Below are 24,717 nucleotides of genomic sequence, written 5' to 3' on the forward strand. Positions count from 1 at the left end.
GACAGGGCGGTGGCCCCGGAGCACAGGCTCCGGGGCCACCGCCCTGTCGTGGGACGAGTCTTCACGCTGATGTGTTGTACGGCGTAGAGGAGATGTCATACGGTGTACGGGAACACTTTCCCATGCGGCGTACAAGTGCACCGACAGGAGTCCGCATGACGGCGACCGCCGACGAGCGACACGACCTCGCGCCTCGGAGCGGCCATGCGCAGCGCTGGCTGATCCTCGGCGTCATCTGCCTCGCCCAGCTCACCGTGCTGCTCGACAACACCGTCCTGAACGTCGCGATCCCCTCGCTCACCGCGGATCTGCACGCGTCCACGGCCGATGTGCAGTGGATGATCAACGCCTATGCGCTCGTCCAGTCCGGGCTGGTCCTCACGGCGGGCAGCGCCGCCGACCGCTACGGCCGCAAGAAGATGCTCGTCGCGGGCCTCGTGCTCTTCGGCGTCGGCTCACTGGCGGCGGGGCTGGCGCAGTCGTCCGGACAGCTGATCGCCGCCCGCGCGGGGATGGGGGTCGGCGGGGCGCTGCTGATGACGACCACCCTCGCCGTCGTGGTGCAGATCTTCGACGACGCCGAGCGCGTGAAGGCGATCGGTATCTGGTCCACCGTCAGCTCCCTGGGGTTCGCCGCCGGTCCACTGATCGGCGGGGCCATGCTCGACCACTTCTGGTGGGGCGCGATCTTCCTGGTCAACATCCCCGTGGCGGTCATCGGTATCGTCGCCGTGGTCCGGCTCGTGCCTGAGTCCAGGGATCCCCGTGGCGACCGTCCCGACCTGGTCGGGGCGCTGCTCTCCACCCTCGGCATGGCGGCCGTCGTGTACGCGATCATCTCCGGCCCCGAGCACGGCTGGGGCTCAGGACAGGTCCTGTCCACCGCCTTCGCGGGGGTGGCCGTCCTCACCGGATTCGTCCTGTGGGAGCTCCATGTCCCGTATCCCATGCTGGACATGAACTTCTTCCGCAACCAGAGGTTCACCGGCGCGGTCGCGGGTGCGATCCTCGTCGCCTTCGGGATGACGGGTTCGCTCTTCCTGCTGACCCAGCACCTGCAGTTCGTCCTCGGATACGAACCGCTCGAGGCCGGGATGCGCACGGCTCCGCTCGCCCTCACCGTCGTCGCGCTCAACCTCACGGGGCTCGGCGCCCGGCTCGTGGTGAGGATGGGAACTCCCGTCGTCATCGCCACGGGAATGAGTCTGCTGGCCGCCGGGCTCGGGGCGATCGCGCTGCTCGGCGGACGGGGTTACGGCGGAATGCTCTTCGGCCTGGTCGTCATGGGGGCGGGCGTCGCACTCGCCATGCCCGCGATGGCCAACGCGATCATGAGCGCCATCCCGCCCGAGAAGGCGGGTGTGGGCGCCGGGGTGAACGGCACGCTCGCCGAGTTCGGCAACGGACTCGGGGTGGCCGTGCTCGGAGCCGTGCTCAACTCCCGGTTCGCAGCGCTCGTGCCGGGCGCCGCCGGGGCGGCCTCGCTGCCCGCCGCTCTCGCCGCAGCGGACGGGGAGGCGGACCGGGAGCGCATCACGGACGCGTTCGCCTCGGGCCTGGAGACGAGTCAACTGGTCGGCGCGGCAGCGGTCCTGGCGGGCGGGCTGCTGGCCGCGGTCCTGCTGAGGAGGGCGGAACGCACGGAAGCGGACTGAGATTCCCAGGTGGCGGGCATAGCATCGGACGGGGGCGCCCGTAGGCAGGGGTGCCACCGAAAGACAAGGAGCGTGCGCCATGGGGTCCGCGGCAGACGGTGTGAAGAGCCCTTCCCGGGTCAGTGTGTGGCTGGACCGGCGGACCCCCTCGCGCACCCGTAAGGCGGATCAGCCGGCCGGCCTCGACCGGGACAGGATCACGGCGGCGAGCGTCCGGCTGCTGGACGCCGACGGCCTGGCGAAGTTCTCAATGCGGCGCCTCGCCGCCGATCTCGATGTCACGGCGATGTCCCTCTACTGGTACGTCGACACCAAGGACGACCTGCTGGAACTCGCCCTGGACACCGTCTTCGGCGAGATCCCGGCCACGTCGGAGGACGGCGACTGGCGTGACCGGCTGCGCGAACTGGCCACCAGTTACCGGAAGATGCTGGTCCGCCACCCCTGGATGTCGACGCTGATCGGCAGCTTCCTGAACATCGGACCGCACTCGATGCTGTTCTCGTACGCCGTCCAGGACGTCATCCGGGCCACCGGGCTGCCCCTGGAGAACCGGACGGGAGCGATGTCTGCCGTCTTCCAGTTCGTCTACGGGTTCGGCAGCATCGAGGGGCACTTCGTGCAGCGCACGGTGGAGGCGGGGCTCACCCAGGACGAGTACTTCCGGCGGGCGATGGGCACGATCCGCGCGGACCCCGAGCTCAAGCGGGTCATGGAGCCCTCGGAGAGCCTCATGGACGCCCGGGGCGGGGACACGGTCGAGGAGATGCGCGAGCGGGACTTCGTGTTCGCGCTGGACCTCCTGATCGCGGGCATCGAAGCGATGTGCGACCGCGCGGCACACCAGTCGTAGCGGAGTGCGCCGGGTCCCTCAGTAGCCGCGCGCGGTGTCCACGGCCAGCGCGGGCGTACGCCCCTCGGCGACGGCTTCCCAGCAGGCCGCGAAGTCCGCGACGACGTCGTCGTCGGCCGTGATGCCGGCCGAGTGCGAGGTGATCACCGTGCGCGGCAGCCGCCAGGCGCGGTCGGCGGGACCGGCGGGCTCGTCCGGCAGGACGTCCAGCACGGCCCGTCGCACCTGCCCGTCGTGCAGCGCGGTCTCCAGCGCCGCCATGTCCACGGTCGCGCCCCGGCCGACGTTGACGAAGGTCGCGCCCCGCATCGCGGTGAACCTGACGGTGCCGAAGAAGTGCTCCGTGGCGCCGGTCAGGGGCAGGGCGGACACCACCCACCGGGCGGCAGCCAGGGCCGAGGTCTCCTCCTCCGAGCCGGCCAGGACCACCCGGTCGAAACCGGCCGGTACGGCACGGGGAGAGCGGCCCACGCCCACCGTGCGCACGGAGCAGGCCCGCAGCAGGCCGGCGACCGCGGAGCCGATGCGCCCCGTGCCGTAGACGACGGCGGTCCGTCCGGCGGCGAGTTCGGAGGGGAGGCGGCGCCACTCGGACCTGGAGTGCTGCGCGGTGTGCTCCGGGACGGACTGGCACTCGGCGAGCACCCAGGCCAGCGTGTACTGGGCGATCCGCTCGCCCATCCGCCCTACGGTCCGGGTCAGCAGGGCACCTTCGGGCCACCTCCCCGCGGCCAGCAGCGCGTCCGTACCGGCGTTGACGCTGTGGAACCAGAGCAGCCGAGGGGTCCGCAGCGTTTCGGGCAGGGTGTCACCCACGTACACGAAGGGGCCGTCGGGTTCCCCGGTGTGCGGGGGAACGGCCGGGCGCCCGGTGATCCGTTCCAGCCCGCGGACCACGGCTGGGCCCAGGGACGGGGAGGTCAGCAGACGGGCCCGCGCGAGCGGATCGGGGTGCGGTGGCTTCATCCGTACGGTCAGCCGCCGGCCAGGTGGGCGGGGAAGCCACCGGTTGCGACCGGGCTCCAGCGCTCCGGGGTGATCCGGATGATGGACTTGCCCTGTTTGACCATCGCGGCCCGGTACTCGTCCCAGTCCGGGTGCTCACCGGAGATGTTGCGGAAGTACTCGACGAGTGGCTCGACCGAATCCGGTGAGTCGATCACCTCGGCCGAGCCGTCGATCTGGACCCACGGGCCGTTCCAGTCGTCCGACAGGACGATCACGCTGACCCGCTCGTCCCGCTTGGCGTTGCGGGTCTTGGCCCGTTCGGGGTAGGTCGAGACGACGATCCGTCCCGCGTCGTCGACGCCACAGGTGAGCGGGGAGCCCTGGGGGCGGCCGTCGGACCGGGTGGTCAGGAGGATCGCCCGGTGCCTGGGCCGCACGAAGTCCAGGAGTTCCCCGAGCTCCACAGCGGTGTTGGTCGCGATGTTGGGTGCCATGAGGCCAACCCTAGGCCCTGGCCCGGCTGCTAGGCCTGGACGGAATCGCCCTGGACCGCCTGGATGTCGAGTTCCACGCGCAGGGTCGTGCCGATCGCCGAGATGCCCGCTTGCAGCACCTGGTTGTAGTTCATGGCGAAGTCGTCGCGGCGCAGCTCCGCCGTGGCGTGGAAGGCCGCCCGGACGCCGCCCCAGGGGTCGGGGCCGGTGCCCAGGTAGCTGAGGTCGAGGTCGACGTCGCGCGCGATGCCGTGCATCGTGAGCACGCCGTGCACCGTCCAGCGGTCGGGCCCGGCCGGGCTCATCGCACGGGAGCGGTAGGTGAGCTCGGGGAACGTCTCCACGTCGAGGAAGTCCGCCGAGCGCAGGTGATTGTCCCGCATCGCGTTGCCGGTGTCGATGCTGGTGGAGGCGATGAACGCCTCCACCCGGGAGTGCTGGACGTTCTCGGCGATTTCGATCCGGCCGCCGAATTCGGTGAAGCGTCCGTGCACGCTGGAGATGCCCAGGTGCTGTGCGACGGCGGCCACCGAGGAGTGCACCGGGTCCAGCGACCAGGTGCCCGGAGGGGGCAGTTCCACACCGCCCTGGCGGGCCAGCACCACGGTCCCGGCCTCGGCCCGGCCGCTGGCCGTGACGAGCGCGGTGGACGCGGCGGGGGCGTAACCCACCGCCGTGACGATCACCGTGTACGCGCCGGCCGGCAGGCGGTCCTCGGTGCGGACGGCCCCGTTCTCGTCGGCGGCGGCCCGGAGCACCTGGGTGCCCGTCATGTCGGTCACCGTGACGACGGCGTGCTGGACCGCCCAGCCGTCCCGCGTACGTACGTGTGCGCGAAGTCCCATCCCGTGTTCTCTCCTTGCTCAAATCACTCGTGAAGCAGCGACTCAATGAGTCGGGCCCCGGGCGGGAACGGCAGGCCGTCCCCTGCCTGCCGTTCCCGCCACGGGGCCCATTTCCGCCGGCGGCCACAGCCTCTCCGCTCGAAGTGCTGTTCCGCCAGGGGTCTATGTGGATCTTTCGGTTCCAGAGGCCGGCCGGCCCCTATTCGCCCGGGTGTGCGAGCTCGATGTCGTGACCGTCGACGCCGCCGCCGCTCACGGTCAGCGAGCCGGCCACCGGCGGGTAGCCGGTCGCGATCACCGAGTACTCACCGGCGTCCAGGTCGGTGAAGGCGTACACGCCGTCCTCCCCGGTCGTGGACGTGGCGACCACGTTGCCGGCCGCGTCGATCAGCGTGACCCGGGCGTCGTTCAGCGGTGCACGGCCGGAGCCGGCCGTGACCACGCCCCGCACCAGCGCGCCGGACCGCAGGGCCACGTCGACCCGGGTGACACCCTGGCCTCCGACCTCCACCGGCAGGGCCACCGGACGGAAGCCCGCGGCCGTCACGGCGACGGTCACCGAACCGGGGATCAGCTCACCGAAGGTGAAGTCGCCCGCGTCGCCCGAGACACCCGTGGCGAGCACGTCGCCGCGCACATCGGTCACGACGACCATGGCGCCCTGGACCGGGCTGCTGCCCTCGGCGGTCCGCACGGTCCCGGAGAGACCGCTCGTGCCGGCGAGGAGGATGTCGTAGGCCAGCGGCTCGTCGCCGACGACCACGGTGGACGCCTGCGGCTGGAAACCGTCGGCGGACGCGATCAGGACGTAACTGCCGGAGCCCGGCGCGTCCAGTACGTAGCCGCCGTCGGCCTGGGCGACGGAGCGTCCCAGCTGCCGGCCGCCCAGCGAGATCAGCGTCACGGCGGCGCGGGCGACGGGTGCGCCCTCGGCGCCCCGCACCACACCGCGTACGGGCGTGCCGTGCACGGTCGGCTCCCTCGTGGCGGCCGGCTCCTCCGGGGCGGCGAACGAGGTGGCCCCGGCCGTTCCCTCGGCGATCTGCGCGGTGCCGACGGCGGCCTCCACGGACTCCGTAGCGGCAGCCGTGCCGGCGGGCGCGTCGTCGTTGCCCGCCTTGGTCTTCAGGGCGACCTCCTTGATGAAGAGCGTCAGGACGAAGGCGACCAGCGCGGCGGGTGCGGCGTACAGGAAGACGTCGGCGACACCGTGGCCGTAGGCGACCTCCATGACCGTACGGAGCGGGGCGGGGAGCGCGTCCAGGTCGGGGATGCCCCCGCCACCGGTTCCACCGTGGCCCAGTGCCGCGCCCTCGGGGCCGAGGTCGGCGAGGCCGTCCTTGACGTAGTGGGTGACGCGGTTGCCCAGGACGGCGCCCAGCGCCGAGACGCCGATCGCACCACCGAGGGAACGGAAGAACGTGACGACGGAGCTGGCCGCGCCCAGGTCGGAGGGAGCCACCTGGTTCTGCGTGGCGAGCACCAGGTTCTGCATCATCATGCCGATGCCGAGACCCATGACGAACATGAAGACCGCGATGTGCCAGTACTCGGTGTCGTACCGGATGGTGCCCAGCAGCCCGAGGCCCGCGGTGAGCAGGAAGCCACCGGTGACCAGCCAGGCCTTCCAGCGGCCCGTCTTGGTGATGATCTGGCCCGACACGGTCGAGGACAGGAAGAGCCCGGCGATCATCGGGATCGTCATGACGCCGGACATCGTCGGCGACTTGTCCCGCGCCAGCTGGAAGTACTGGCTGAAGAAGACGGTGCCCGCGAACATCCCGATGCCGACGAACAGCGAGGCCGCCGAGGCCAGCGTGATGGTGCGGTTGCGGAAGAGACGCAGCGGGATGATCGGCTCGCGGGCCTTCGACTCGATCAGCAGGAACAGCGCGATGAGGACGACGGTGCCGCCGAGCATCGTCCAGGTCTGCCAGGAGATCCAGTCGTACTTGTCGCCCGCGAAGGTCACCCAGAGCAGCAGCAGCGAGACCGCGGCGCTGATGAAGAACGCGCCGGACCAGTCGACCTTGACGCCCTCGCGCTTGACCACGGGGAGCTTCAGGGTCTTCTGGAGGACGATCAGGGCGATGACCGCGAACGGCACGCCCACGTAGAAGCACCAGCGCCAGCCCATCCAGCTGGTGTCGGTGATGACACCGCCGAGCAGCGGGCCGCCGACGGTGGCGACGGCGAAGACCGCGCCGAGGTAGCCGCTGTAGCGCCCGCGCTCGCGCGGGGAGATCATCGCGGCCATCACGATCTGGGCGAGGGCGGAGAGACCGCCGACACCGATTCCCTGCACGACACGGCAGACGATCAGCATGCCGCTGCTGGTCGACAGACCGGCGACTATGGACCCGCCCACGTAGATGATCAGGGCGATCTGGACCAGCAGCTTCTTGCTGAACAGGTCCGCGAGCTTGCCCCACAGCGGGGTGGTGGCGGTCATGGCCAGCAGCGAGGCCGTCACGACCCAGGTGTAGGCGCTCTGGCCGCCGCCGAGGTCGGAGATGATCTCCGGCAGGGCGTTGGAGACGACCGTCGACGACAGGATCGCGACGAACATGCCGAGCAGCAGCCCGGTCAGCGCTTCCATGATCTGCCGGTGTGTCATCGGCGCGCCCGAGGGGGCTTCGACAGCCCCGTGCTTGGCGTGGCCGCCCCGCACACCGGATGGTGTGGTCGTAGCCATTGAATTCCTTGTCTTTGCTTCTGTTACACGGGTGTACGGGTGTGTGCAACGTCGGAGTGCCCGGCGCGGCAGTCGCCGCTGTGCCTTCCGGGGGTGCACCCTCCGGAGCCGCGGCAGGAGAAGCTGTCGCGCAGCCGGGACAGCAACGTGTTGAGCTGACCGACTTCTTCGTCGGACCAGTCGATGAGGTTGTGGGCGAACATTTCGGTGGTCCGCCGGGACAGCTCGTCGAGCAGTTCGTCGCCCGCGGGGGTCAGCCGCAGGATGCGGGACCGCTTGTCCGCCGGGTCCGGGAACCGTTCGATCCAGCCGTTCTCCACCGCGTGAGTCACATGACGGCTGGTCACCGACATGTTGACGGCCAGGAGTTCGGCGAGCCGGGTGGTCCGCATCTCGCCGTACTTGGCCAGCAGCGTCAGCACGGTGGCCGAGCCACCGGGACACTCGGCGGGCAGGATGCGGGCGAGGCCCCGTTTGACGGCCCCGACGGCGCTGAGCTGCCGGGCCAGTTCTTCGTACTGGCTCCGTGCTGCCACTGACCCTCCAGGCGTCTCGCGAGGTCATCTTGTTGCTTAGGGCAACGATAGAAGCAGTTGGTTGCCGCAGGCAAACGAAATGAGGCTTGCAGAAGTAAAGGAACGCAAAAGCCTCCGTAGGGGCCCGGTCAAGCGTGCAGCGCACGGCGACGGGGGGCGCCGGATGTGTTCCTCGCCACAGGCCGGGGCCCGAGGGCGGCACCCGCGGGAGGCGCGTGGAGGCGGCGCGGAGTGCTCCGGCGGACGGGTGAAGAGGGCGTGTGCGCGGCGGGAGGGCATCGGCCCCCGTGGACCCGGGGGTTGGGCGTAACGCCTGCGTTCGCTAGTGTCCTGGGCCATGGCACACAACCCCCACGCCCCGCAGCCGGGCCCCGAGGGCACTCACGACCCGGCGGGCAGCACGCAGATGTTCCGCGCGTTTGTCGACGAGGGCGAGCCGCAGCGCGGGCCGCAGCCCGCCGCCGCGACCTCGTCCGGCCCGAGGACCGGGGTGATCGTGGCCGTGGTCGCGGTCATCGTCGTCCTCGGCGCGGTCGCCTGGCTCGCGCTCGGCTGACCGGCCCGTACCCCGTCCCCGACACGGCCGGCCCGCCGCCCCTTCCGGGGTACGGCGTCTGCCGGGCGTCCGCCTGAGCGCGTACGCCGTCCTTACGCAACGCTCCCGCACCGCCCGTCGGCGCGGGAGCCTCTGCGTCCGCGCCTCCACGCGTGTGGGGGAGCCGGACACGGCGAGGCCGCCGGGCGGCGGTCGCCGTGCCCCGGCGGCCTTGTGAGCCGTCCGTACGGACCCGCGAGGGGTCAGTCGGCGATGAGCCCTTCCCTCAGCTGGGTGAGCGTCCGGGTCAGCAGCCGGGAGACGTGCATCTGCGAGATGCCGACCTCCTCACCGATCTGCGACTGGGTCATGTTGGCGAAGAAGCGCAGCATGATGATCTGCCGCTCGCGCGGGGCGAGCTTGGCCAGGAGCGGCTTCAGGGACTCGCGGTACTCCACGCCTTCCAGCGCCGCGTCCTCGTACCCCAGGCGGTCCGCCAGCGAGCCCTCGCCGCCGTCGTCCTCGGGGGACGGTGAGTCCAGGGAGGAGGCCGTGTAGGCGTTGCCCACGGCCAGGCCGTCGACCACGTCCTCCTCGGACACCCCGAGCGCCTTGGCCAGCTCCGGCACCGTCGGCGAGCGGTCGAGCTTCTGCGCGAGCTCGTCGCTGGTCTTGGTGAGGGCGAGCCGCAGCTCCTGGAGCCTGCGTGGCACCCGCACCGACCACGAGGTGTCGCGGAAGAAGCGCTTGATCTCCCCCACGACTGTCGGCATCGCGAACGTGGGGAATTCCACGCCCCGTTCGCAGTCGAAGCGGTCGATCGCCTTGATCAGGCCGATCGTCCCGACCTGGACGATGTCCTCCATGGGTTCGTTGCGGCTCCGGAACCGTGCCGCCGCGTACCGCACCAGCGGGAGGTTGAGCTCGATGAGTGTGTCCCGCACATAGGCCCGCTCAGGGCTGTCCGTTCCGTCGGGGCCCGAGGCGGGACCCAGCGCGGCGAGCCGCAGGAACAGGGAGCGGGACAGGGTGCGGGTGTCGATGGCTTCCGGCGAGCTGGTGAGCACGGCGGGTGCCGGCACGCTCTTGGTGAGCGTGAGCACCTTCGAGCTGCCCTGTTCTGCGGACATGCCACCCCCTTGAGGTCGCGGACGGTCGCGGTGGCCACGACCATCGGAGGAACGCAGCCTCCACCTGAATACCGGAGGTGGGGCTGCGGCAAACGCGGTTCCAGCAGAATGTCACATGTCGGCAACACGCTGTAGTGACATGTCGACAAGTTAGCGCCGAAACTGCGCAGGAAACAGGGGGTGTGAGGCTTTTGCGCCCCCGGATCCGGCTCCTCTGGGGTCTACCCGTTCCGGTTACGCTTCGATCCTGTTTGCGGATCGCAGTCTGGCGAAACTTCTGGCCAGAAGCCTTGACACGTGCATCTGGGAGACACCCAGTTCGGCGCTGATCTGTGACTGCGTCAGGTTGTTGTAGTAGCGCAGCAGCAGGATCCGCTGCTCGCGCTCCGGCAGCTGGACGAGCAGGTGCCGTACCAGGTCGCGGTGTTCGACCCCGGCCAGCGCCGGGTCCTCGTAGCCGAGCCTGTCCAGGAGCCCGGGGAGGCCGTCACCCTCCTGGGCCGCCTCCAGCGAGGTCGCGTGGTACGAGCGGCCCGCCTCGATGCACGCGAGGACCTCGTCCTCGGAGATCTTCAGGTGCTCGGCGATCTCCGCGGTGGTCGGTGAGCGGCCGTGGGCGGTCGTCAGGTCCTCCGTGGCGCCCGTGACCTGGACCCACAGCTCGTGCAGCCGCCGCGGCACGTGCACGGTCCTCACGTTGTCGCGGAAGTAGCGCTTGATCTCGCCGACCACGGTGGGCATGGCGAACGTGGGGAACTGGACGCCGCGCTCCGGGTCGAAGCGGTCGATGGCGTTGATCAGACCGATGGTGCCGACCTGGACGACGTCCTCCATCGGCTCGTTTCGGCTGCGGAAACGTGCCGCCGCGTACCGAACGAGCGGCAGGTTCGCCTCGATCAGCGCGGTGCGCACCCTGTGGTGCTCCGGGGTGCCGGGATCGAGGTCCTTGAGCCGTCCGAACAGCACCTGGGTCAGCGCCCTGGTGTCCGCGCCCCGGGTCCTGGCGGGCGTGGTGGGGTCGGGGGTCTCGGTCTGGATGTCGTCCGTCTGGACGGTCTGGGGCGGGACTTGAGGCGCTGTACTGGCCGGCACGGTGTCGCCACCCCTTTGCGGTCAACTACGGTCAACTCATCCGTCAAAAGCGGTCATAGCATCACAAGACATGTCCACTGTGTGCAAGCACCGCATGGAGTCGTGTTGAGGGTGTTTTGGTTTAAACATGCCGAAAAGCCCCTCTCCTGTGGGGGAGGGGCCGGCGGGACCGGACGTCCTGAAGGGTCAGAAGGGGTAGTCGGCGATCACCCAAGTGGCGAACGCGCGCCACTGGCCGGCCGCTGCCTGGTGCTCGGGGTGCTCGACGTACCGCTTGAGCGCGTCCTCGTCGGCGACCGCGGAGTTGATGGCGAAGTCGTACGCGATCGGGCGGTCGGTGATGTTCCAGGCGCACTCCCAGAACTCGAGCTCGGGGATCTTCCCGCCCAGCTCCCGGAAGGCCTCCGCGCCCGCGACGACCCGCGGATCGTCCCGCTCGACGCCGTCGTTCAGCTTGAACAGGACCAGGTGGCGGATCATGGTGGTTCTCCTACTTCACGAGCTCGGACATGAAGTCTCCGACGCCCTGCGCGGCGCTCGAAACACCCTCGAACCCTATTTGGACGAGGTCGGCGCTCCGCTCGGGCGAGGTGATGATCGTGTACAGCACGAAGACCACAATCATGTAGAGCGCGATCTTCCTTGCTTGCACCACGGCCCCGCCCCTCCCCTTCGATCATCTGTGCAGTCGGGTGATTCTAGCCGCACGAATGGCCGTGACCGCTGGCCGTTTCCGATCACTGATGCCGCTTTTAGGGTCGAAGGACCCGTCGATTCGGGCCCTTTGTCGGCACGCGCGGCTTACGGCAGGGGGGAGGATGGGCAGCGGGCCCGCCGTATCCGCAGGAATGCGCGGGCCGAGGAACGGGACCTCCACGAGGTCCCCACCGCGTGACTTCCCCCGACCGCGGCGAGGGCCTACGGTCCCCGTTCTCACCGGGGGGAGCGGCTTGTCCCCCCGATGCCGCTCCCCCCGACCTGACGTACACGAAGGGCCCGGCGCGCTGCGCCGGGCCCTTCGTGTCATTCGTCCGTACGGGTCAGTCCTTCCGCAGGCCGGCCGCGCCGGAGGCGGCGCCCCGGGCATCGGACTCCGCGCCATTCCGGGGGGCCGGGACGGCGGCCGCGGTGACCACGGCGGCGTCCTCGGCGGCGAGGCGTTCCATGCCGCTCGTCGTCTTGAGGGGCTTCTCCTTGATGAAGAGCACCGCGAGGAGACCGAGGAAGGCGAACGGGGTGGCGATGAGGAAGAGGTCGCCGGTCGCGACGCCGTATGCGTGTTCGACGATGTTCTTCATCGGCTCGGGCAGCTTCGTCATGTCGGGCACGGCGCTGCCGTGACCGCCGCCTGCCACCGGGATGCCGTTCTCCGAGAGGCCCTTGGCCATCTCGCTGGCCACCCTGTTGGCGAGGATCGCACCGAGCACACTGGTGCCGATGGTGCCGCCGAGGCTGCGGAAGAAGGACAGCACGGAGGTCGCGGCGCCCAGTTCGTGCGCGGGCACGTCGTTCTGCGCGGCCAGCACGAGGTTCTGCATCAGCATGCCGACGCCGATACCCATGAGCGCCATGTAGAGGCTCAGCAGGCCGAAGTGCGTGTCGGCGTCGATGGTCGCGAGCAGGCCGAGGCCGGCCGTCATGACGACGGCGCCCGAGACGAGGTAGATCTTCCACTTGCCGGTCGCGGAGATGATCTGCCCGGCGATGGTCGAGGAGACGAGCAGTCCACCGATCAGCGGGAGGCTCATGAGCCCCGCGACCGTCGGGGACTTGCCCAGCGAGATCTGGAAGTACTGGGACAGGAACACGGTCCCGGCGAACATCGCGATACCGACGAAGAAGCTCGCCAGAGTCGTGAGCGACACCGTCCGGTTGCGGAAGATGTCGAGCGGGATGACCGGCTCCGCGGCCTTGGACTCGACGTAGACCGCCGCCACCAGGAGCACCACACCGGTGGCCACCAGTGCGGCCGTCTGCCAGGACGCCCAGTCGAAGCTGTTGCCCGCGAGGGAGGTCCAGATCAGCAGCGCGGAGACGCCCGCCACGATGAGGAAGGCGCCCGTCCAGTCGATCTTGACCTCGCGGCGGACGGTCGGCAGCTTCAGGGTGCGCTGGAGCAGCACGATCCCGGCCAGTGCGAACGGCACACCGATGAAGAAGCACCAGCGCCAGCCGAGCCACGAGGTGTCGACGAGGACACCGCCGATCAGCGGGCCGGCGACCGTGCCCACGGCGAAGACCGCACCGAAGATGCCCGCGTACTTGCCGAGCCGGCGCGGCGGGATGATGGCGGCCATCACGATCTGGGCCAGCGCCGTCAGGCCACCCGCACCGATGCCCTGGATGACGCGGCTGACGATCAGGGTCACGACGTCCTGGGAGAAGCCGGCCACCAGGGAACCGACCACGAACAGACCGAGCGAGAGCTGGAGCAGCAGCTTCTGGTTGAACAGGTCGGCGAGCTTGCCCCACAGCGGCACGGTCGCCGTCATGGCGAGCAGCTCGGACGTCACGACCCACGTGTACGAGGACTGGCTCGCGCCGAGGTCGGCGATGATCCGCGGCAGGGCGTTGGCGACGACCGTTCCCGCGAGGATGGCGACGAACATGCCCGCCATGAGGCCGGACATCGCTTGGAGTATCTGCTTGTTCGACATGGAGGTGGGCGCCTGCTCGGGCGCCTCGGTTGCGGTCACGGTGTCCTTCTTCGGTACTGGGGCAGAACAGGGTCGGAGGTGTGCGGAACGGTCACCGGCGGCGGGCGCTACGCCTGCGGCCTGGGGAGGCCTTGCGCCAGTTGGGCGAAGACGTCCTGGAAGACCTCCGCGAGTCCGGTCTCGCCGGGGTGGTCGCACCAGTGCTCGACGGCGACCCGCAGGGCGGTCTGGGCGACGGCGGCCAGGAGTCGTGGGAAGGTTCCCGCGCCGGACGGGCCTTCCGTGCCGGGCCGGGTGGCGTCCAGCCAGTCGGTGACGGCGACGGCGAGGGCCCGTTCCTCCGCCACGTGCGCCTTGAGGCCGCGGTGGATGAGGTGCGGGGACCGCTGGAGCACCTTGGACTGGAGCGCCCAGAACTCCTTCCGGCCCTCGAATCCGTCGAGCTCGGCGACGAGGGCGTCGCGTACGACCTCCAACGGCGGCCGGTCGGCTGGGGCGCGGCGCACGGACTCCCTGATCCGCTCGCCCACCTCGTCGTCGACCAGGACGAACGCGTCGTCGTGGCTGGGGAAGTAGTTGAAGAACGTTCTGGGAGAGACGCCGGCGGCCTCGCTGATGGCCTCGACGGTGACGTTCTCGACGCCGTGCTCGGCGGCGAGCCGCACCGCTGCCTCAGCGATGGCCCTGCGGGTGGCCTGCTTCTTGCGCTCCCGCAGCCCGGGTCCTGAGGTAGTCGTCTTCGCCACATCGTGCATAGTAGGCAAAGATGCACATCCTGCAAAATTATTTACCGGTGGTTCCCGGGCCCGAAAGTGGGGGAACGCGGAGAAGGAGGACGGCTCCTCGCGGGTCCGCGACGGCCTCCGCCCGGTCCTCGCAGGCGGCGATCACGGGTGCCCGCGTCATCTCCCGGCCCGGCGCCCGAAGGGGCATCAGGGCCGGGGTGTCGTGCCGCCTCGGTCCTGAGCGAGGCCGCCCGCCGCGACGACGACATCGGCACCGCCAGGGCTCCCGCGCGGGTCGACGGGGGCGGAACGCAGTGAAGGGACCGACCCGTGCGGGTCGGTCCCTTCATCTCGCTGCGGTAGCGGAGGGATTTGAACCCTCGGTGAGTTTCCCCACACTCGCTTTCGAGGCGAGCTCCTTCGGCCGCTCGGACACGCTACCGAGAGAGAGCTTAGACCATGCCGGGCCCTGGTCAGAAATCCGTTTCCCGGCGAGGGACCGGAACGTGCGCAGGGCGGCCTCAGCGCTCCCGGAAGAACGCCGTCAACTGGTCCGCGCAGAGGCTCTCCAGAACGCCGTGGATCACCTCGGGCCGGTGGTTGAGCCTCCGGTCGCGTACGACGTCCCAGAGCGAGCCGGCGGCGCCGGCCTTCTCGTCCCGCGCCCCGTAGACCACCCGTCCGATCCGCGACTGGACGAGTGCGCCCGCGCACATCGTGCAGGGCTCCAGGGTGACGACCAGCGTGCAGCCGGTCAGCCGCCAGGAGCCGAGGACGGCGGCGGCACGGCGAAGGGCCAGCACCTCGGCGTGCGCCGTCGGGTCGTGGGTCGCCTCGCGCTCGTTGTGGCCGGTGGCGAGCAGGACGCCGTCCGGACCGAGGACGACGGCACCGACCGGCACATCGCCGGCCGACGCCGCCTGCGCGGCCTCGTCCAGGGCTTGGCGCATGGGTGACTGCCACGGGTCCCGTACGGGATCGGGGAGAGGCGGTGAGGGGGGTGTGGGCGGTGCTGCGTTCACCCGCGGACCCTAACGGACGGCCTCCAGGACCTCGGCCGCCCCCAGCGCGTCCGCGATCTCGACCAGCGCGTCGGTGCGCAGGGTCAGCAGATCCTTCTCGGAGAGCCCCAGGTCGGCGAGGACCCCGAGATCGCCCAACGGCCCCGCCGGTACGGCGTCGGAGTCGTCGTCCAGGTCGGATTCGGTGACAGCGGCGGCGACGCTGTCGGCATCGGACCGGAGTTCTTCCGTTTCACCGTCCTCCGTGCCGTCGAGGTCGACGAGCTCCTCGAGTGCGGCGATCTCGTCCTCGGCCCCCGGTTCCCGGCCGAGCAGTTCATCGGTGAGCAGGATCTCCCCGTACGAGGAGCGGGCGGCGGCGGACGCGTCCGAGACGTAGATACGGGGGTCCTCCTCACCGTCCACCCGGATGACGCCGAACCAGGCGTCCTCCTGCTCGATGTAGACGAGGACCGTGTCCTCGTCCACCGAGGCCTCACGGGCCAGATCCGTCAGATCGGACAGGGTTTCCACATCGTCGAGCTCTGTATCGCTCGCTTCCCACCCGTCTTCGGTGCGCGCGAGCAGTGCGGCGAAGTACACCGTGACTCTCCCATTGGTCATAGGCGAATCGGTCCGACGGGAGGGCAGACGGTCATCCGGCTGCTCTGGGCCCCGCCCAATCGGCATCGTGGCAGAAACGAGCGCGAAGCGAGACCTCTTCGACCGTTGCGTCGGCCATCAGTTACCCGACTGCGTGTCCGCCGGGGTGCTCACGCGTCCCCTCCGGAGCCGGTCCGGCTGGTCAGGGAGCCGCCCTCACCAGCGGAACGTACGCATCCGCATCTGTTGGCGCATACGGGCCGCGCGGGCCCGGCGCGGCTGGACGCGGTCGCGCAACTGCTTCGCCTCGTGGAGCTCACGGAGGAACTGCGCCCGGCGCCTCCGGCGCGCCGCGTCACTCTCCTGCGCGTCCGGCACGCTCTCCCGCGCGTCGGGCAGGTCGCGCGCGTCGCGTCCGGCCTGCCGCTGATTCCGCTGCTCCCCGTCGGGCAATCGACACACCACCCCAAGCCTGGGTACGTATGTCCCCACCTTCCCCCCGAACAGGTGCTTGATGCCAGTGCGGACCGGCGGGAAGCCCCTCCGGGGCCCGGTTACTGTTGACGGCATGCGGATCCACGTCGTCGACCACCCGCTGGTGGCGCACAAACTCACCACGCTGCGCGACAAGCGCACCGACTCCCCTACCTTCCGGCGGCTCGCCGACGAGCTGGTCACCCTCCTCGCGTACGAGGCAACCAGGGATGTGCGGACCGAGCAGGTCGACATCGAGACCCCGGTGACGCCCACGACGGGTGTGAAGCTGTCGTATCCGCGCCCCCTGGTCGTGCCGATCCTGCGCGCCGGTCTCGGCATGCTGGACGGCATGGTGCGGCTGCTCCCGACCGCCGAGGTCGGCTTCCTGGGCATGATCCGCAACGAGGAGACCCTCCAGGCGGAGACCTACGCCACACGGATGCCCGAGGACCTCTCCGGCCGTCAGGTCTATGTCCTGGACCCCATGCTGGCCACGGGTGGCACGCTCGTCGCGGCCATCCGGGAGCTGATCAAGCGCGGTGCGGACGACGTCACCGCGGTCGTGCTGCTCGCGGCGCCCGAGGGCGTCGAGGTGATGGAGCGTGAGCTGGCCGGCACGCCGGTGACGGTGGTCACGGCCTCGGTCGACGAGCGGCTCAACGAGAACGGCTACATCGTGCCCGGGCTCGGCGACGCCGGTGACCGGATGTACGGCACCGTCGACTGATCCCGGCGGCCCCGGCCGCTCCGGCCGGTACCGGCCCGGCTCGCCCGGGCCGGTCCGCCGCCTCAGCAGGTGGACGGCGCCGGGGACGGCTTCGTCAGGGCCGTGAGGGCCGCGCCCGCCGCGGCGGGGGTGCTGAACGCCTTGAATTTCGTACCGATGATCAGATCGACGTCCGCGGTCCTGCGGGTGTCCGTCTTCTGCGCGGCCCCCGGCAGCTGTGTGGCGAGCACCGGGAACGAGCCGTTCATGGCGGTCGGACCACCGAGGAGGATTCCGGTGCCGGCCACCTTCTTGTCGTACGCGGCCGGGGCGTTGTCCACCTTGCCGATGACGAAGCCACGCTTCTCGAGCTCTGCGGCGGCGGCCTTGGCCAGCCCGCTGCGGGGTGTCGCGTTGTAGATGTTGACCTTGATGGCGGCCGGCTTCGGGAGCACCTTGGCGGGCGTGGAGGCGCTCGGGGAGGGGCAGGCCTTCGGGAGGGCGGCCGCGTTGGCCTGTTTGTTGCCGCCGGTGAAGACGTCGATGAGCTGAAGCGTGCCCCAGCCGGCCAGGCCGAGGGCCACCACGGCGGCTGCGGCCGAAAGGGCCAGCTTGCGGCGATGACGGGGGCGGCGCATGCGGGGGTACGTGTTACCCGTGATGCGGTACTTTCCGCCCATGCCGGGAGGGGTCAGCATGCTCATGGGCGCAGCGTAGTGCTGCCTGGTGAAGATGCGTACTAAACGATCAACCTATGGCACCCGTACGTGCATAAAAGCACCCGAAAGGCCCGAAATGCTCCACGGGTGGGAGTGGCGGGCTCAGCCCAGTTCGAGCACCCGGGCGTGCAGCACCTGGCGCTGTTGCAGGGCGGCGCGCACTGCGCGGTGCAGCCCGTCCTCGAGGTAGAGGTCGCCCTGCCACTTGACGACATGGGCGAACAGGTCGCCGTAGAACGTGGAGTCCTCGGCGAGCAGGGTCTCGAGGTCCAGCTGGCCCTTGGTGGTCACCAGCTGGTCGAGGCGGACCGGGCGCGGCGCGACATCCGCCCACTGTCGGGTGCTTTCCCGGCCGTGGTCGGGATATGGCCGCCCATTTCCGATGCGCTTGAAGATCACACGGAAAGCCTACCGGGCAAGAGCCCCCGGGCGCAGCCAGGGAACAGGACCGGGATGGCGGACGGAAGGGTGCGAATCGGCTCAATGCATCGCACGGTCTGTCATGTTTGAGAGGCATGTTCGTGCGCGTGCCCTGTGGCCGGACGGTGGCGGTGCGGCAGCCGCAGGGTGGCGGCACCGTGGCGCCGCGGTGTGCCGCTCCGCGGGGGAGTGCCCGCCCGCGGAGCGGCGCCGGATGTCGCGCGTCACTCGGTGACGCCGTGCGCGTGGCCCTTGCGCAGGCCGCCGCCGTTGCGGGGCTCGCCGGTGGCGGACGCGGCGGGGGCCGGGCGGGTCAGCGAGCCCAGGTCGTGGGCGTAGGTGCCCACCGCGTGGGCGATCACGTCGATGTTCGTGTCGAAGTGGCCCATGCCGACGTTGTCCAGGTCGTCGCAGGCCGCGTGGTAGCAGGGGTCGTACGCGAGGCCGGCCGTGCCGCCGAACGTCTCGGCCTGTGCGGCCGTCTTGACGCCTTCGGCGCCCGTGTCCGTGCCGCCGGAAGGGATGCCGGCCTCGATGAAGGGTCCGTAGTCGGAGCGTCCGGTGAAGTCCGCGCCGGTGTGCGGTTTGTCCTTGCTGTCCAGGAACGCGTTGATGTCGTGCTCCAGTTGGGCGGACCCCTCGGGGCCCGGCCCCTCGCCCACACCGTCGGAGTCGTCGCCGTCGAAGACGAACTGGGCGCCGTTCGGCGAGGCGATCATGTCGAAGTTGAGGTAGAGCGCGATCTGTTCGCGCCGGGCCTCGCTGAGCTTCGCGACGTACGCCTCGGAGCCCAGGAGGCCGTTCTCCTCGGCCGACCACCAGGCGAACCGCACCTTGTTGGCGGGTTCCGGTCCGGACTCGGCCAGCCGCAGGGCGACTTCGAGGAGTCCGGCCGACCCGGACGCGTTGTCGTTGATGCCGGGGCCGTCGGTGACGGAGTCGAGGTGGGCGCCGAGCATGACCGTCCGTGCCTCGTCGCCGCCACGCGTCTCGGCGACGACGTTGCGGGTGGTGCGCTCCTCCCGGAACTCACGGATCTCGAGGTTGACCTCCACCTCGCCCTCCGCCAGATCCGCGACGAGCTTCTCCCCCTCGTCCTGGGTGATCCCGCCGGTGGGGATCTTTCCCGCCTCGGCTCCGCCCAGGGTGCCGGAGAGGGCACCTGGAGTGTTGTTGTAGACCACCGCGCCTGCCGCTCCCGCCACCGAGGCGGCGGCCTGCTTCTCCGCGAAGGAGCAGCCGCCCCGCTTGATCAGGGCGATCTTGCCGGTGAAGCCGGCCGAGGAGTAGTCGGACGCCTCGCAGCCGGTGGTGCCGTCGACGGGGACGGCGACGAGGGCCGCTCTGACCCCGCCCTCCTCGGTGGAGGCGGTGTACGTCATCGCGCTGATCGACACGTCACGGGGCGTGGGGGAGAGCACGGAGAGCTTCTCGGCCAGGGGCTCGGTGTAGACGAAGTCGAACGCCTGGTAGCCGACCTGGTAACCGGCCTTCCGGAGCAGCCGGTGGACGTAGGCGGCCGAGGCGTCATGGCCTGCCGAACCGGCCGCGCGGTGGCCGTCCGCGGAGCCGGCTATGGCCTGGAACCGCTCCAGGTGCCGGTGGGCGGCCTCGGCGGACGAACGGTCGACCAGTTGCCGTGAGAGCTCGGCGGCGTCCCCGGCCGGGTTCTGCGACGTGCTTCCGTGGTCCTGCGACGTGTTTCCGCGGTCCGGGGCCACGGCGAGCAGGAGCGGTGTGGACAGGGCGGTGACGGCCACGACAACGGCCACTGCTCTGCGACGAGTTGCGTGCACTGGAGTCCTTCCGGGGTGAACTGGTGCGGAGGGGGGCCGACCGGTCGGCCGTAACAGGTGAGGCGGTCCCTGGCCGGGCGAGGTCTCTTGGACCGGCCCGTCCCGGGCAGGGGCGCGCGGTCGTTCCCTCACCATGTGGACAGGCCGGTCCCGTGCGGGGGCGTGTGGCCGTTCGCGGTCATGTGGACCGGCCCGTTCCGCGTGGGCGTGTGGCCGTTCGCGGTCATGCGGACCGGCCCGCCGCCTTGGCCGCAGCCTTCGCCTGCTGCTTGTACGCCCGCACCTCGGAGAGTGAGTCGGGCCCGGTGATGTCGGCCACCGAGCGGTGCGAGCCCTCCTCGCCGTACGCCCCTGCCGCCTCCCGCCAGCCCGTCGGTCGTACGTCGAACTGCTTGCCCAGCAGGGCCAGGAAGATCTGCGCCTTCTGCGTGCCGAACCCGGGCAGTGCGTTGAGCCGTTTCAGCAGTTCGGCCCCGGTGCCGGCGTCCGCCCAGACGGCTTCCGCCCGCCCGTCGTACTCCGTCACCAGGTACTGGCAGAGCTGCTGCACCCGCTTGGCCATGGAGCCCGGATACCGGTGCAGGGCGGGCTTCTCGGTGAACAGCGCGGTGAAGGCGTCCGGGTCGTGGGCGGCGATCGTCCTGGCGTCCAGATCGTCCGAGCCCATGCGCCGGGCCAGCGTGAGCGGGCCGGTGAACGCCCATTCCATCGGTACCTGCTGGTCGAGCAGCATGCCGACGAGGGCTGCCAGCGGACTGCGGCCCAGCAGTTCGTCCGCGTCGGGCTCCTGGGCGATCCGCACGGTGCGGGCCTTGCCGTTGTCGCTCTTGGTCATGCTTCCGATGATCGCGAGAGAGACCGGGTTCGGCGACTCGGTGGGACGCCGTGCGGCGCCGTTCCTACCCGGTGCTCCCGGCGGGCGGCTCCAGCCGAGCCGCCCGCATCCGCAGATAGCGGGCCTCGGGTGCGCTGAGCGTGTGTTCCGCCGCCCGCCGATAGGCGGCGCGCGCCGCCTCAGGGTCCTCGGCCCTCTCCAGCAGATGGGCCCGTACGGCATCCAGCCGGTGGTGGCCGGCCAGCCGGTCCTCCAGGGCCGTCACGGCCGCCAGCCCGGCCCGGGGGCCCTGCACCATGGCGAGGGCCACGGCCCGGCTCAGCTCCGCCATCGGGTCGGGGGTGCGGTGCACGAGGAGGTCGTACAGGGCGAGGATCTGGGGCCAGTCGGTGTCCTCGGCGCGGACCGCCTCGTCGTGCAGCGCCGCGACCGCCGCCTGAAGCTGGTAGGCCCCGGCAGGCCCTTGGGACAGGGCCTCCTCGACCAGGGCCGTGCCCTCGTCGATGGCTGCCCTGTCCCAACGGGTGCGGTCCTGCTCGTCCAGCGGGACCAGCTCGCCGTGCGGTCCGCTGCGGGCGGCGCTGCGGGCCTCGGTGAGCAGCATCAGGGCCAGCAGTCCGGTCACCCGCCCGTCCCGGGGCAGCAGCCCGCGCACCGCACGGGTCAGCCGGATCGCCTCCCGGGCCAGGTCGGCGCGGTGCAGGGCACTGCCGGACGTCGCCGTGTATCCCTCGTTGAAGATCAGGTAGAGCACCTGGAGTACTGCGGCGAGGCGGCTGTCGCGGTCGGCGGGGCCCGGTTGCCGGAAGGGCACACCCCGCACCTTCTGCTTGGCCCGGCTGATCCTCTGCGCCATCGTCGCCTCGGGCACCAGATGGGCGCGGGCGATCTCGGCCGTGGTCAGGCCGCCGACCGCGCGCAGCGTCAGAGCGATCTGGGCGGCGGCGGACAGCTCCGGATGGCAGCAGAGGAAGAGCAGGGTGAGGGTGTCGTCGGCCGAGGGTGCCCGGCTCTCCCCGGGAGGCGGGGCCGTGAAGGCGTCGCGCGGTGTGAGCGCGGCGGCCTTCTCCTCGCGCCGCTGCCGTGCGGAGTCGTTGCGCAGCTGGTCGGTCAGCCGTCTGGACGCGGTCCTGATGAGCCAGCCCCGGGGGTTGTCGGGCAGCCCTTCGGCCGGCCACTGCCGGTAGGCGGCGAGCATCGCCTCCTGTACCGCGTCCTCCGCCGTGTCGAAGTGGCCGTAGCGGCGTACGAGCGCGCCGAGGACCTGCGGCGCGTGATGGCGCAGCAGGTCCTCGATGCCGGTCGGCCTGTCGTTCACACGGCCCTTCCCGAGAGCGCGGACGTCCTACTGAGGAGCGTCCGGCTGCTCACCGCCGTCGTCGATCGGGCGGATCAGCACGGGGTAGACGGGGGTGCCCTCCGGCTGCGGACACTCCTGGATGCGGGCGGCGATCTCCGTGACCCTGTCCAGGCCGGAGCAGTCGAGCACCCAGTACCCGGCGAGCTGCTCCTTGGTCTCCCCGTAGGGGCCGTCCGTGATCACCGGCCGGCCGTCCGCGCCCGGCAGCACCGAGCGGGTCCTGGCGGGTTCGGTCAGGCCCTGGCCGTCGACCAGTTCGCCGGACTCGGCCAGGTCGTTGTTGAGTGCTCCCATGAAGGCGAACATCGCCTTCATGTCCTTCTCACTCCAGGCCGGGCTCCCGGCCGACGGCTTGCCGCCCATGGCCTCGTAGTCGGCCTGCGAGCCCTGAACCATCACGAGGTACTTCATGGTGCCGCTCCTCGGCTTCTCGGTCGTCGCCCCTCGTGGGCAACTCTCACAGGGGACGTCGAAGCCCGTGACCGGTTCTCGACACCACGCGGAAAACTCTTCGGAATCACTCCGCCGCGCGGGTCCGGAAGGGGTCCCCGTAGAGTTCGGCTGCGTCGTCCCGCCAACCCCGAGGTGCCGGCTGTGTCCCCCGCATCACCCCCGTCCGCCGTCCCGGTGCCCGCGCCTGCCGTGAGCGTCGTGGGGATCGGAGCCGACGGCTGGTCCGGTCTGCCGGAGACCTCGCGAGCGGTGCTCCGGGACGCGGAGGTCCTGATCGGCGGTGAGCGTCAGCTCAGGCTGCTCCCGCCGGAGTGCGCGGGCCGGCGGGTCTCCTGGCCCTCACCCCTGCGGCCCGCCGTGCGCGGTCTGCTCAGCGGGCACGCGGGGAGCAGGACCGCAGTCCTGGCCAGCGGCGACCCCATGTTCTACGGCATCGGCCGCGCCCTCACCGAGGAGCTCGGCGCCGGTGCGCTGCGGGTCCTGCCGCACCCGTCCTCGGTGTCGTACGCCTGCGCCCGGCTCGGCTGGCCCGTGGAGGACACCGAGACCGTCACCCTCGTGGGCCGCCCCACGGCGAGGCTGGCCGGAGCGTTGCACGACGGGCGCCGGCTGCTGGTGCTCTCCGCGGACGCCGCCACACCCGCCGCCGTGGCCGCCCTGCTGCGTGAGTCCGGCTTCGGGCCCAGCCGGATGCGGGTGCTCGAACAGCTCGGCGGCACGGCCGAGGACTGCCTGGACGGCCTCGCCGAGACCTGGCAGCACCCCCCGGGGGACCCGCTCAACGTCATCGCGGTGGACTGCCGGATCGCCCCGGAGGCCTTGCGTCTCGGAGCCGTGCCCGGCCTGCCGGACGAGGCGTACGAGCACGACGGGCAGCTCACCAAGCGCCATGTCCGGGCGGCCACGCTCGGCGTTCTCGCGCCCGCCCCCGGTGAGCTCCTGTGGGACATCGGCGGGGGCTCCGGTTCGATCGCCGCGGAGTGGATGCGGACCCACTCGACCTGCCGCGCCGTCACCGTGGAACGCGATCCGGTGCGGGCGGGCCGCATCGCCCGCAACGCGGACCGGCTCGGCGTCCCCGGGCTGCGCGTCGTCACCGGACGCGCGCCGGACGCCCTGGCCGGGCTGCCCGTGCCCGACGCCGTGTTCATCGGCGGAGGGCTGACCGCGCCGGGGCTGCTCGCCGCCTGCTGGGACGCGCTGCCCCCGGGCGGCCGGCTGGTGGCCAACACGGTCACGCTGGAGTCGGAGGCGCTGCTCACCGAGTGGTACCGGCGGCACGGTGGCGACCTGGTCCGCCTCGCGGTGGCGCACGCCGTGCCCGTCGGCGGTTTCACCGGCTGGCGTCAGGCGATGCCCGTCACGCAGTGGTCCGTACAGAAGCCCTCACACGCTCCAGAACCCCCGCACGCTCCAGGAGACGACAGATGACCGTGTACTTCATCGGCGCGGGTCCCGGCGCCGCCGACCTGATCACGGTGCGTGGCGCCCGTGTCCTCGCCGCCAGCCCGGTCTGCCTGTACGCGGGCAGCCTGGTGCCGCGCGAACTGCTCGCCGAATGCCCGCCGGACGCCCGGCTCGTGGACACGGCCCTCCTCGACATCGACCAGATCACCGCCGAGCTGGTGCGCGCCCACGAGGCGGGCCATGACGTCGCGCGGCTGCACTCCGGGGACCCGTCGGTCTTCAGCGCGGTGAACGAGCAGATGCGGCGGCTCGACGAGGCGGGCGTGCCCTACGAGGTGGTGCCCGGGGTGCCCGCGTTCGCCGCGGCGGCGGCAGCGCTCAAGCGGGAGCTGACGGTGCCCACGGTCGGCCAGACAGTGATCCTCACCAGGATCGCCCAGCGGGCCACGGCGATGCCGGAGGGCGAGGACCTGGCCACGCTGGGCCGCAGCGGTGCGCTGATCGTGCTGCACCTCGCGGCGCGGTACGTGGACCGGGTGGTCGACGAGCTGCTGCCGCACTACGGGGCGGACTGCCCCACCGCTGTGGTCGCCATGGCCTCCCGCCCGGACGAGATCATCCTGCGCGGCACGCTGGACTCCATCGCGGAGCAGGTGAAGACGGCGGGGGTGATCCGTACAGCGGTGATCATGGTCGGCCGTACCCTCGGCGCGGAGCAGTTCCGCGACAGCCACCTGTACTCCCCGGAGCGGGACCGCCACACCTGCTGACGGGC

The 24,717-nt window shown here is 70.9% G+C and carries 26 protein-coding genes and 1 tRNA gene; 6 read left to right on the forward strand and 21 right to left on the reverse strand.

Translation table 11 applies throughout. The annotated features are described in order from the left end of the window. The first annotated feature begins 155 nt into the window (after positions 1-155). The gene (locus HED23_RS00620) at positions 156-1,655 is read left to right on the forward strand and encodes an MFS transporter (protein ID WP_203181515.1); all 1,500 of its coding nucleotides are present in this window, start codon (positions 156-158) and stop codon (positions 1,653-1,655) included. A 79-nt stretch (positions 1,656-1,734) separates the two neighbouring features. Next, the gene (locus HED23_RS00625; RefSeq protein WP_203181516.1) at positions 1,735-2,508 is read left to right on the forward strand and encodes a TetR/AcrR family transcriptional regulator; all 774 of its coding nucleotides are present in this window, start codon (positions 1,735-1,737) and stop codon (positions 2,506-2,508) included. An 18-nt stretch (positions 2,509-2,526) separates the two neighbouring features. Here the strand turns inward: HED23_RS00625 and HED23_RS00630 are convergent, their stop codons facing one another. The 5 genes from HED23_RS00630 to HED23_RS00650 form a co-directional block, all read right to left on the reverse strand. Continuing rightward, positions 2,527-3,474, reverse strand: a complete 948-nt coding sequence (locus HED23_RS00630; RefSeq protein ID WP_203181517.1) for an NAD(P)-dependent oxidoreductase — start codon at positions 3,472-3,474, stop codon at positions 2,527-2,529. Positions 3,475-3,482: 8 nt separating this feature from the next. Beyond that, positions 3,483-3,950 carry a PPOX class F420-dependent oxidoreductase gene (locus HED23_RS00635; protein ID WP_203181518.1) on the reverse strand — a complete coding sequence of 156 codons (468 nt, stop codon included), beginning with the start codon at positions 3,948-3,950 and terminating at the stop codon, positions 3,483-3,485. Positions 3,951-3,979: 29 nt separating this feature from the next. Further along, positions 3,980-4,795: a YceI family protein gene (locus tag HED23_RS00640; RefSeq protein ID WP_203181519.1), complete on the reverse strand. Its 816-nt coding sequence runs from the start codon at positions 4,793-4,795 to the stop codon at positions 3,980-3,982. A 199-nt stretch (positions 4,796-4,994) separates the two neighbouring features. Continuing rightward, positions 4,995-7,490 carry an MFS transporter gene (locus HED23_RS00645; RefSeq protein ID WP_203181520.1) on the reverse strand — a complete coding sequence of 832 codons (2,496 nt, stop codon included), beginning with the start codon at positions 7,488-7,490 and terminating at the stop codon, positions 4,995-4,997. A 23-nt stretch (positions 7,491-7,513) separates the two neighbouring features. Beyond that, on the reverse strand, positions 7,514-8,026 hold the full coding sequence (locus HED23_RS00650; protein ID WP_203181521.1) for a MarR family winged helix-turn-helix transcriptional regulator: 513 nt from the start codon (positions 8,024-8,026) through the stop codon (positions 7,514-7,516). Between the two features lie 337 nt (positions 8,027-8,363). Between HED23_RS00650 and HED23_RS00655 the strand changes: the two genes are divergently transcribed. Further along, the gene (locus tag HED23_RS00655; protein WP_203181522.1) at positions 8,364-8,582 is read left to right on the forward strand and encodes a hypothetical protein; all 219 of its coding nucleotides are present in this window, start codon (positions 8,364-8,366) and stop codon (positions 8,580-8,582) included. Between the two features lie 242 nt (positions 8,583-8,824). Here the strand turns inward: HED23_RS00655 and HED23_RS00660 are convergent, their stop codons facing one another. The 10 genes from HED23_RS00660 to HED23_RS00705 form a co-directional block, all read right to left on the reverse strand. Further along, positions 8,825-9,691, reverse strand: a complete 867-nt coding sequence (locus HED23_RS00660; RefSeq protein WP_073750853.1) for an RNA polymerase sigma factor SigF — start codon at positions 9,689-9,691, stop codon at positions 8,825-8,827. Positions 9,692-9,925: 234 nt separating this feature from the next. Further along, on the reverse strand, positions 9,926-10,783 hold the full coding sequence (locus tag HED23_RS00665; protein WP_203181523.1) for an RNA polymerase sigma factor SigF: 858 nt from the start codon (positions 10,781-10,783) through the stop codon (positions 9,926-9,928). A 186-nt stretch (positions 10,784-10,969) separates the two neighbouring features. Beyond that, positions 10,970-11,263 carry a Dabb family protein gene (locus HED23_RS00670; protein WP_203181524.1) on the reverse strand — a complete coding sequence of 98 codons (294 nt, stop codon included), beginning with the start codon at positions 11,261-11,263 and terminating at the stop codon, positions 10,970-10,972. Between the two features lie 10 nt (positions 11,264-11,273). Further along, positions 11,274-11,438 carry a hypothetical protein gene (locus tag HED23_RS00675; protein ID WP_014155101.1) on the reverse strand — a complete coding sequence of 55 codons (165 nt, stop codon included), beginning with the start codon at positions 11,436-11,438 and terminating at the stop codon, positions 11,274-11,276. 385 nt (positions 11,439-11,823) lie between these two features. Then, a complete protein-coding gene (locus HED23_RS00680) occupies positions 11,824-13,440 on the reverse strand; it encodes an MDR family MFS transporter (RefSeq protein ID WP_203187296.1) in 1,617 nt (538 codons plus the stop codon). 107 nt (positions 13,441-13,547) lie between these two features. Then, complete coding sequence (locus HED23_RS00685; protein WP_203187297.1) at positions 13,548-14,195, reverse strand: TetR family transcriptional regulator; 648 nt, start codon at positions 14,193-14,195, stop codon at positions 13,548-13,550. A 327-nt stretch (positions 14,196-14,522) separates the two neighbouring features. After that, positions 14,523-14,607 (reverse strand) — tRNA-Ser (locus HED23_RS00690). A gap of 79 nt (positions 14,608-14,686) precedes the next feature. Beyond that, the gene (gene tadA, locus HED23_RS00695) at positions 14,687-15,115 is read right to left on the reverse strand and encodes a tRNA adenosine(34) deaminase TadA (RefSeq protein WP_203187298.1); all 429 of its coding nucleotides are present in this window, start codon (positions 15,113-15,115) and stop codon (positions 14,687-14,689) included. Positions 15,116-15,196: 81 nt separating this feature from the next. Next, complete coding sequence (locus HED23_RS00700; protein ID WP_203187299.1) at positions 15,197-15,769, reverse strand: hypothetical protein; 573 nt, start codon at positions 15,767-15,769, stop codon at positions 15,197-15,199. A gap of 216 nt (positions 15,770-15,985) precedes the next feature. Further along, positions 15,986-16,222 (reverse strand): hypothetical protein, encoded by a 237-nt coding sequence (locus HED23_RS00705; protein ID WP_033297020.1) that lies wholly within the window; start codon positions 16,220-16,222, stop codon positions 15,986-15,988. A 115-nt stretch (positions 16,223-16,337) separates the two neighbouring features. On the opposite strand from HED23_RS00705, the gene upp reads away from it, so the two are divergent. Next, positions 16,338-16,973: a uracil phosphoribosyltransferase gene (gene upp, locus HED23_RS00710; RefSeq protein WP_056793563.1), complete on the forward strand. Its 636-nt coding sequence runs from the start codon at positions 16,338-16,340 to the stop codon at positions 16,971-16,973. A 62-nt stretch (positions 16,974-17,035) separates the two neighbouring features. Here the strand turns inward: upp and HED23_RS00715 are convergent, their stop codons facing one another. The 6 genes from HED23_RS00715 to HED23_RS00740 all read right to left on the reverse strand — a co-directional run bounded on the left by HED23_RS00715 (position 17,036) and on the right by HED23_RS00740 (position 22,493). Further along, the gene (locus HED23_RS00715; RefSeq protein WP_203187300.1) at positions 17,036-17,632 is read right to left on the reverse strand and encodes a LytR C-terminal domain-containing protein; all 597 of its coding nucleotides are present in this window, start codon (positions 17,630-17,632) and stop codon (positions 17,036-17,038) included. Between the two features lie 141 nt (positions 17,633-17,773). Next, positions 17,774-18,070 (reverse strand): type II toxin-antitoxin system VapB family antitoxin, encoded by a 297-nt coding sequence (locus HED23_RS00720; RefSeq protein ID WP_003955420.1) that lies wholly within the window; start codon positions 18,068-18,070, stop codon positions 17,774-17,776. A gap of 245 nt (positions 18,071-18,315) precedes the next feature. Further along, the gene (locus HED23_RS00725; protein ID WP_238441798.1) at positions 18,316-19,887 is read right to left on the reverse strand and encodes a M20/M25/M40 family metallo-hydrolase; all 1,572 of its coding nucleotides are present in this window, start codon (positions 19,885-19,887) and stop codon (positions 18,316-18,318) included. A 223-nt stretch (positions 19,888-20,110) separates the two neighbouring features. Continuing rightward, the gene (locus HED23_RS00730) at positions 20,111-20,722 is read right to left on the reverse strand and encodes an HhH-GPD-type base excision DNA repair protein (protein ID WP_203181526.1); all 612 of its coding nucleotides are present in this window, start codon (positions 20,720-20,722) and stop codon (positions 20,111-20,113) included. A gap of 64 nt (positions 20,723-20,786) precedes the next feature. Beyond that, on the reverse strand, positions 20,787-22,040 hold the full coding sequence (locus HED23_RS00735) for an RNA polymerase sigma factor (RefSeq protein ID WP_203181527.1): 1,254 nt from the start codon (positions 22,038-22,040) through the stop codon (positions 20,787-20,789). Positions 22,041-22,067: 27 nt separating this feature from the next. Beyond that, the gene (locus HED23_RS00740) at positions 22,068-22,493 is read right to left on the reverse strand and encodes a YciI family protein (protein WP_203181528.1); all 426 of its coding nucleotides are present in this window, start codon (positions 22,491-22,493) and stop codon (positions 22,068-22,070) included. A gap of 183 nt (positions 22,494-22,676) precedes the next feature. Between HED23_RS00740 and cbiE the strand changes: the two genes are divergently transcribed. Next, a complete protein-coding gene (gene cbiE / locus HED23_RS00745) occupies positions 22,677-23,966 on the forward strand; it encodes a precorrin-6y C5,15-methyltransferase (decarboxylating) subunit CbiE (RefSeq protein ID WP_203181529.1) in 1,290 nt (429 codons plus the stop codon). After that, a complete protein-coding gene (cobM, locus tag HED23_RS00750) occupies positions 23,963-24,712 on the forward strand; it encodes a precorrin-4 C(11)-methyltransferase (protein WP_203181530.1) in 750 nt (249 codons plus the stop codon). Before cbiE ends, cobM begins: the two co-directional genes overlap by 4 nt. Positions 24,713-24,717 lie beyond the last annotated feature (5 nt).

Source organism: Streptomyces pratensis, assembly GCF_016804005.1.
GTDB lineage: Bacteria > Actinomycetota > Actinomycetes > Streptomycetales > Streptomycetaceae > Streptomyces > Streptomyces pratensis_A.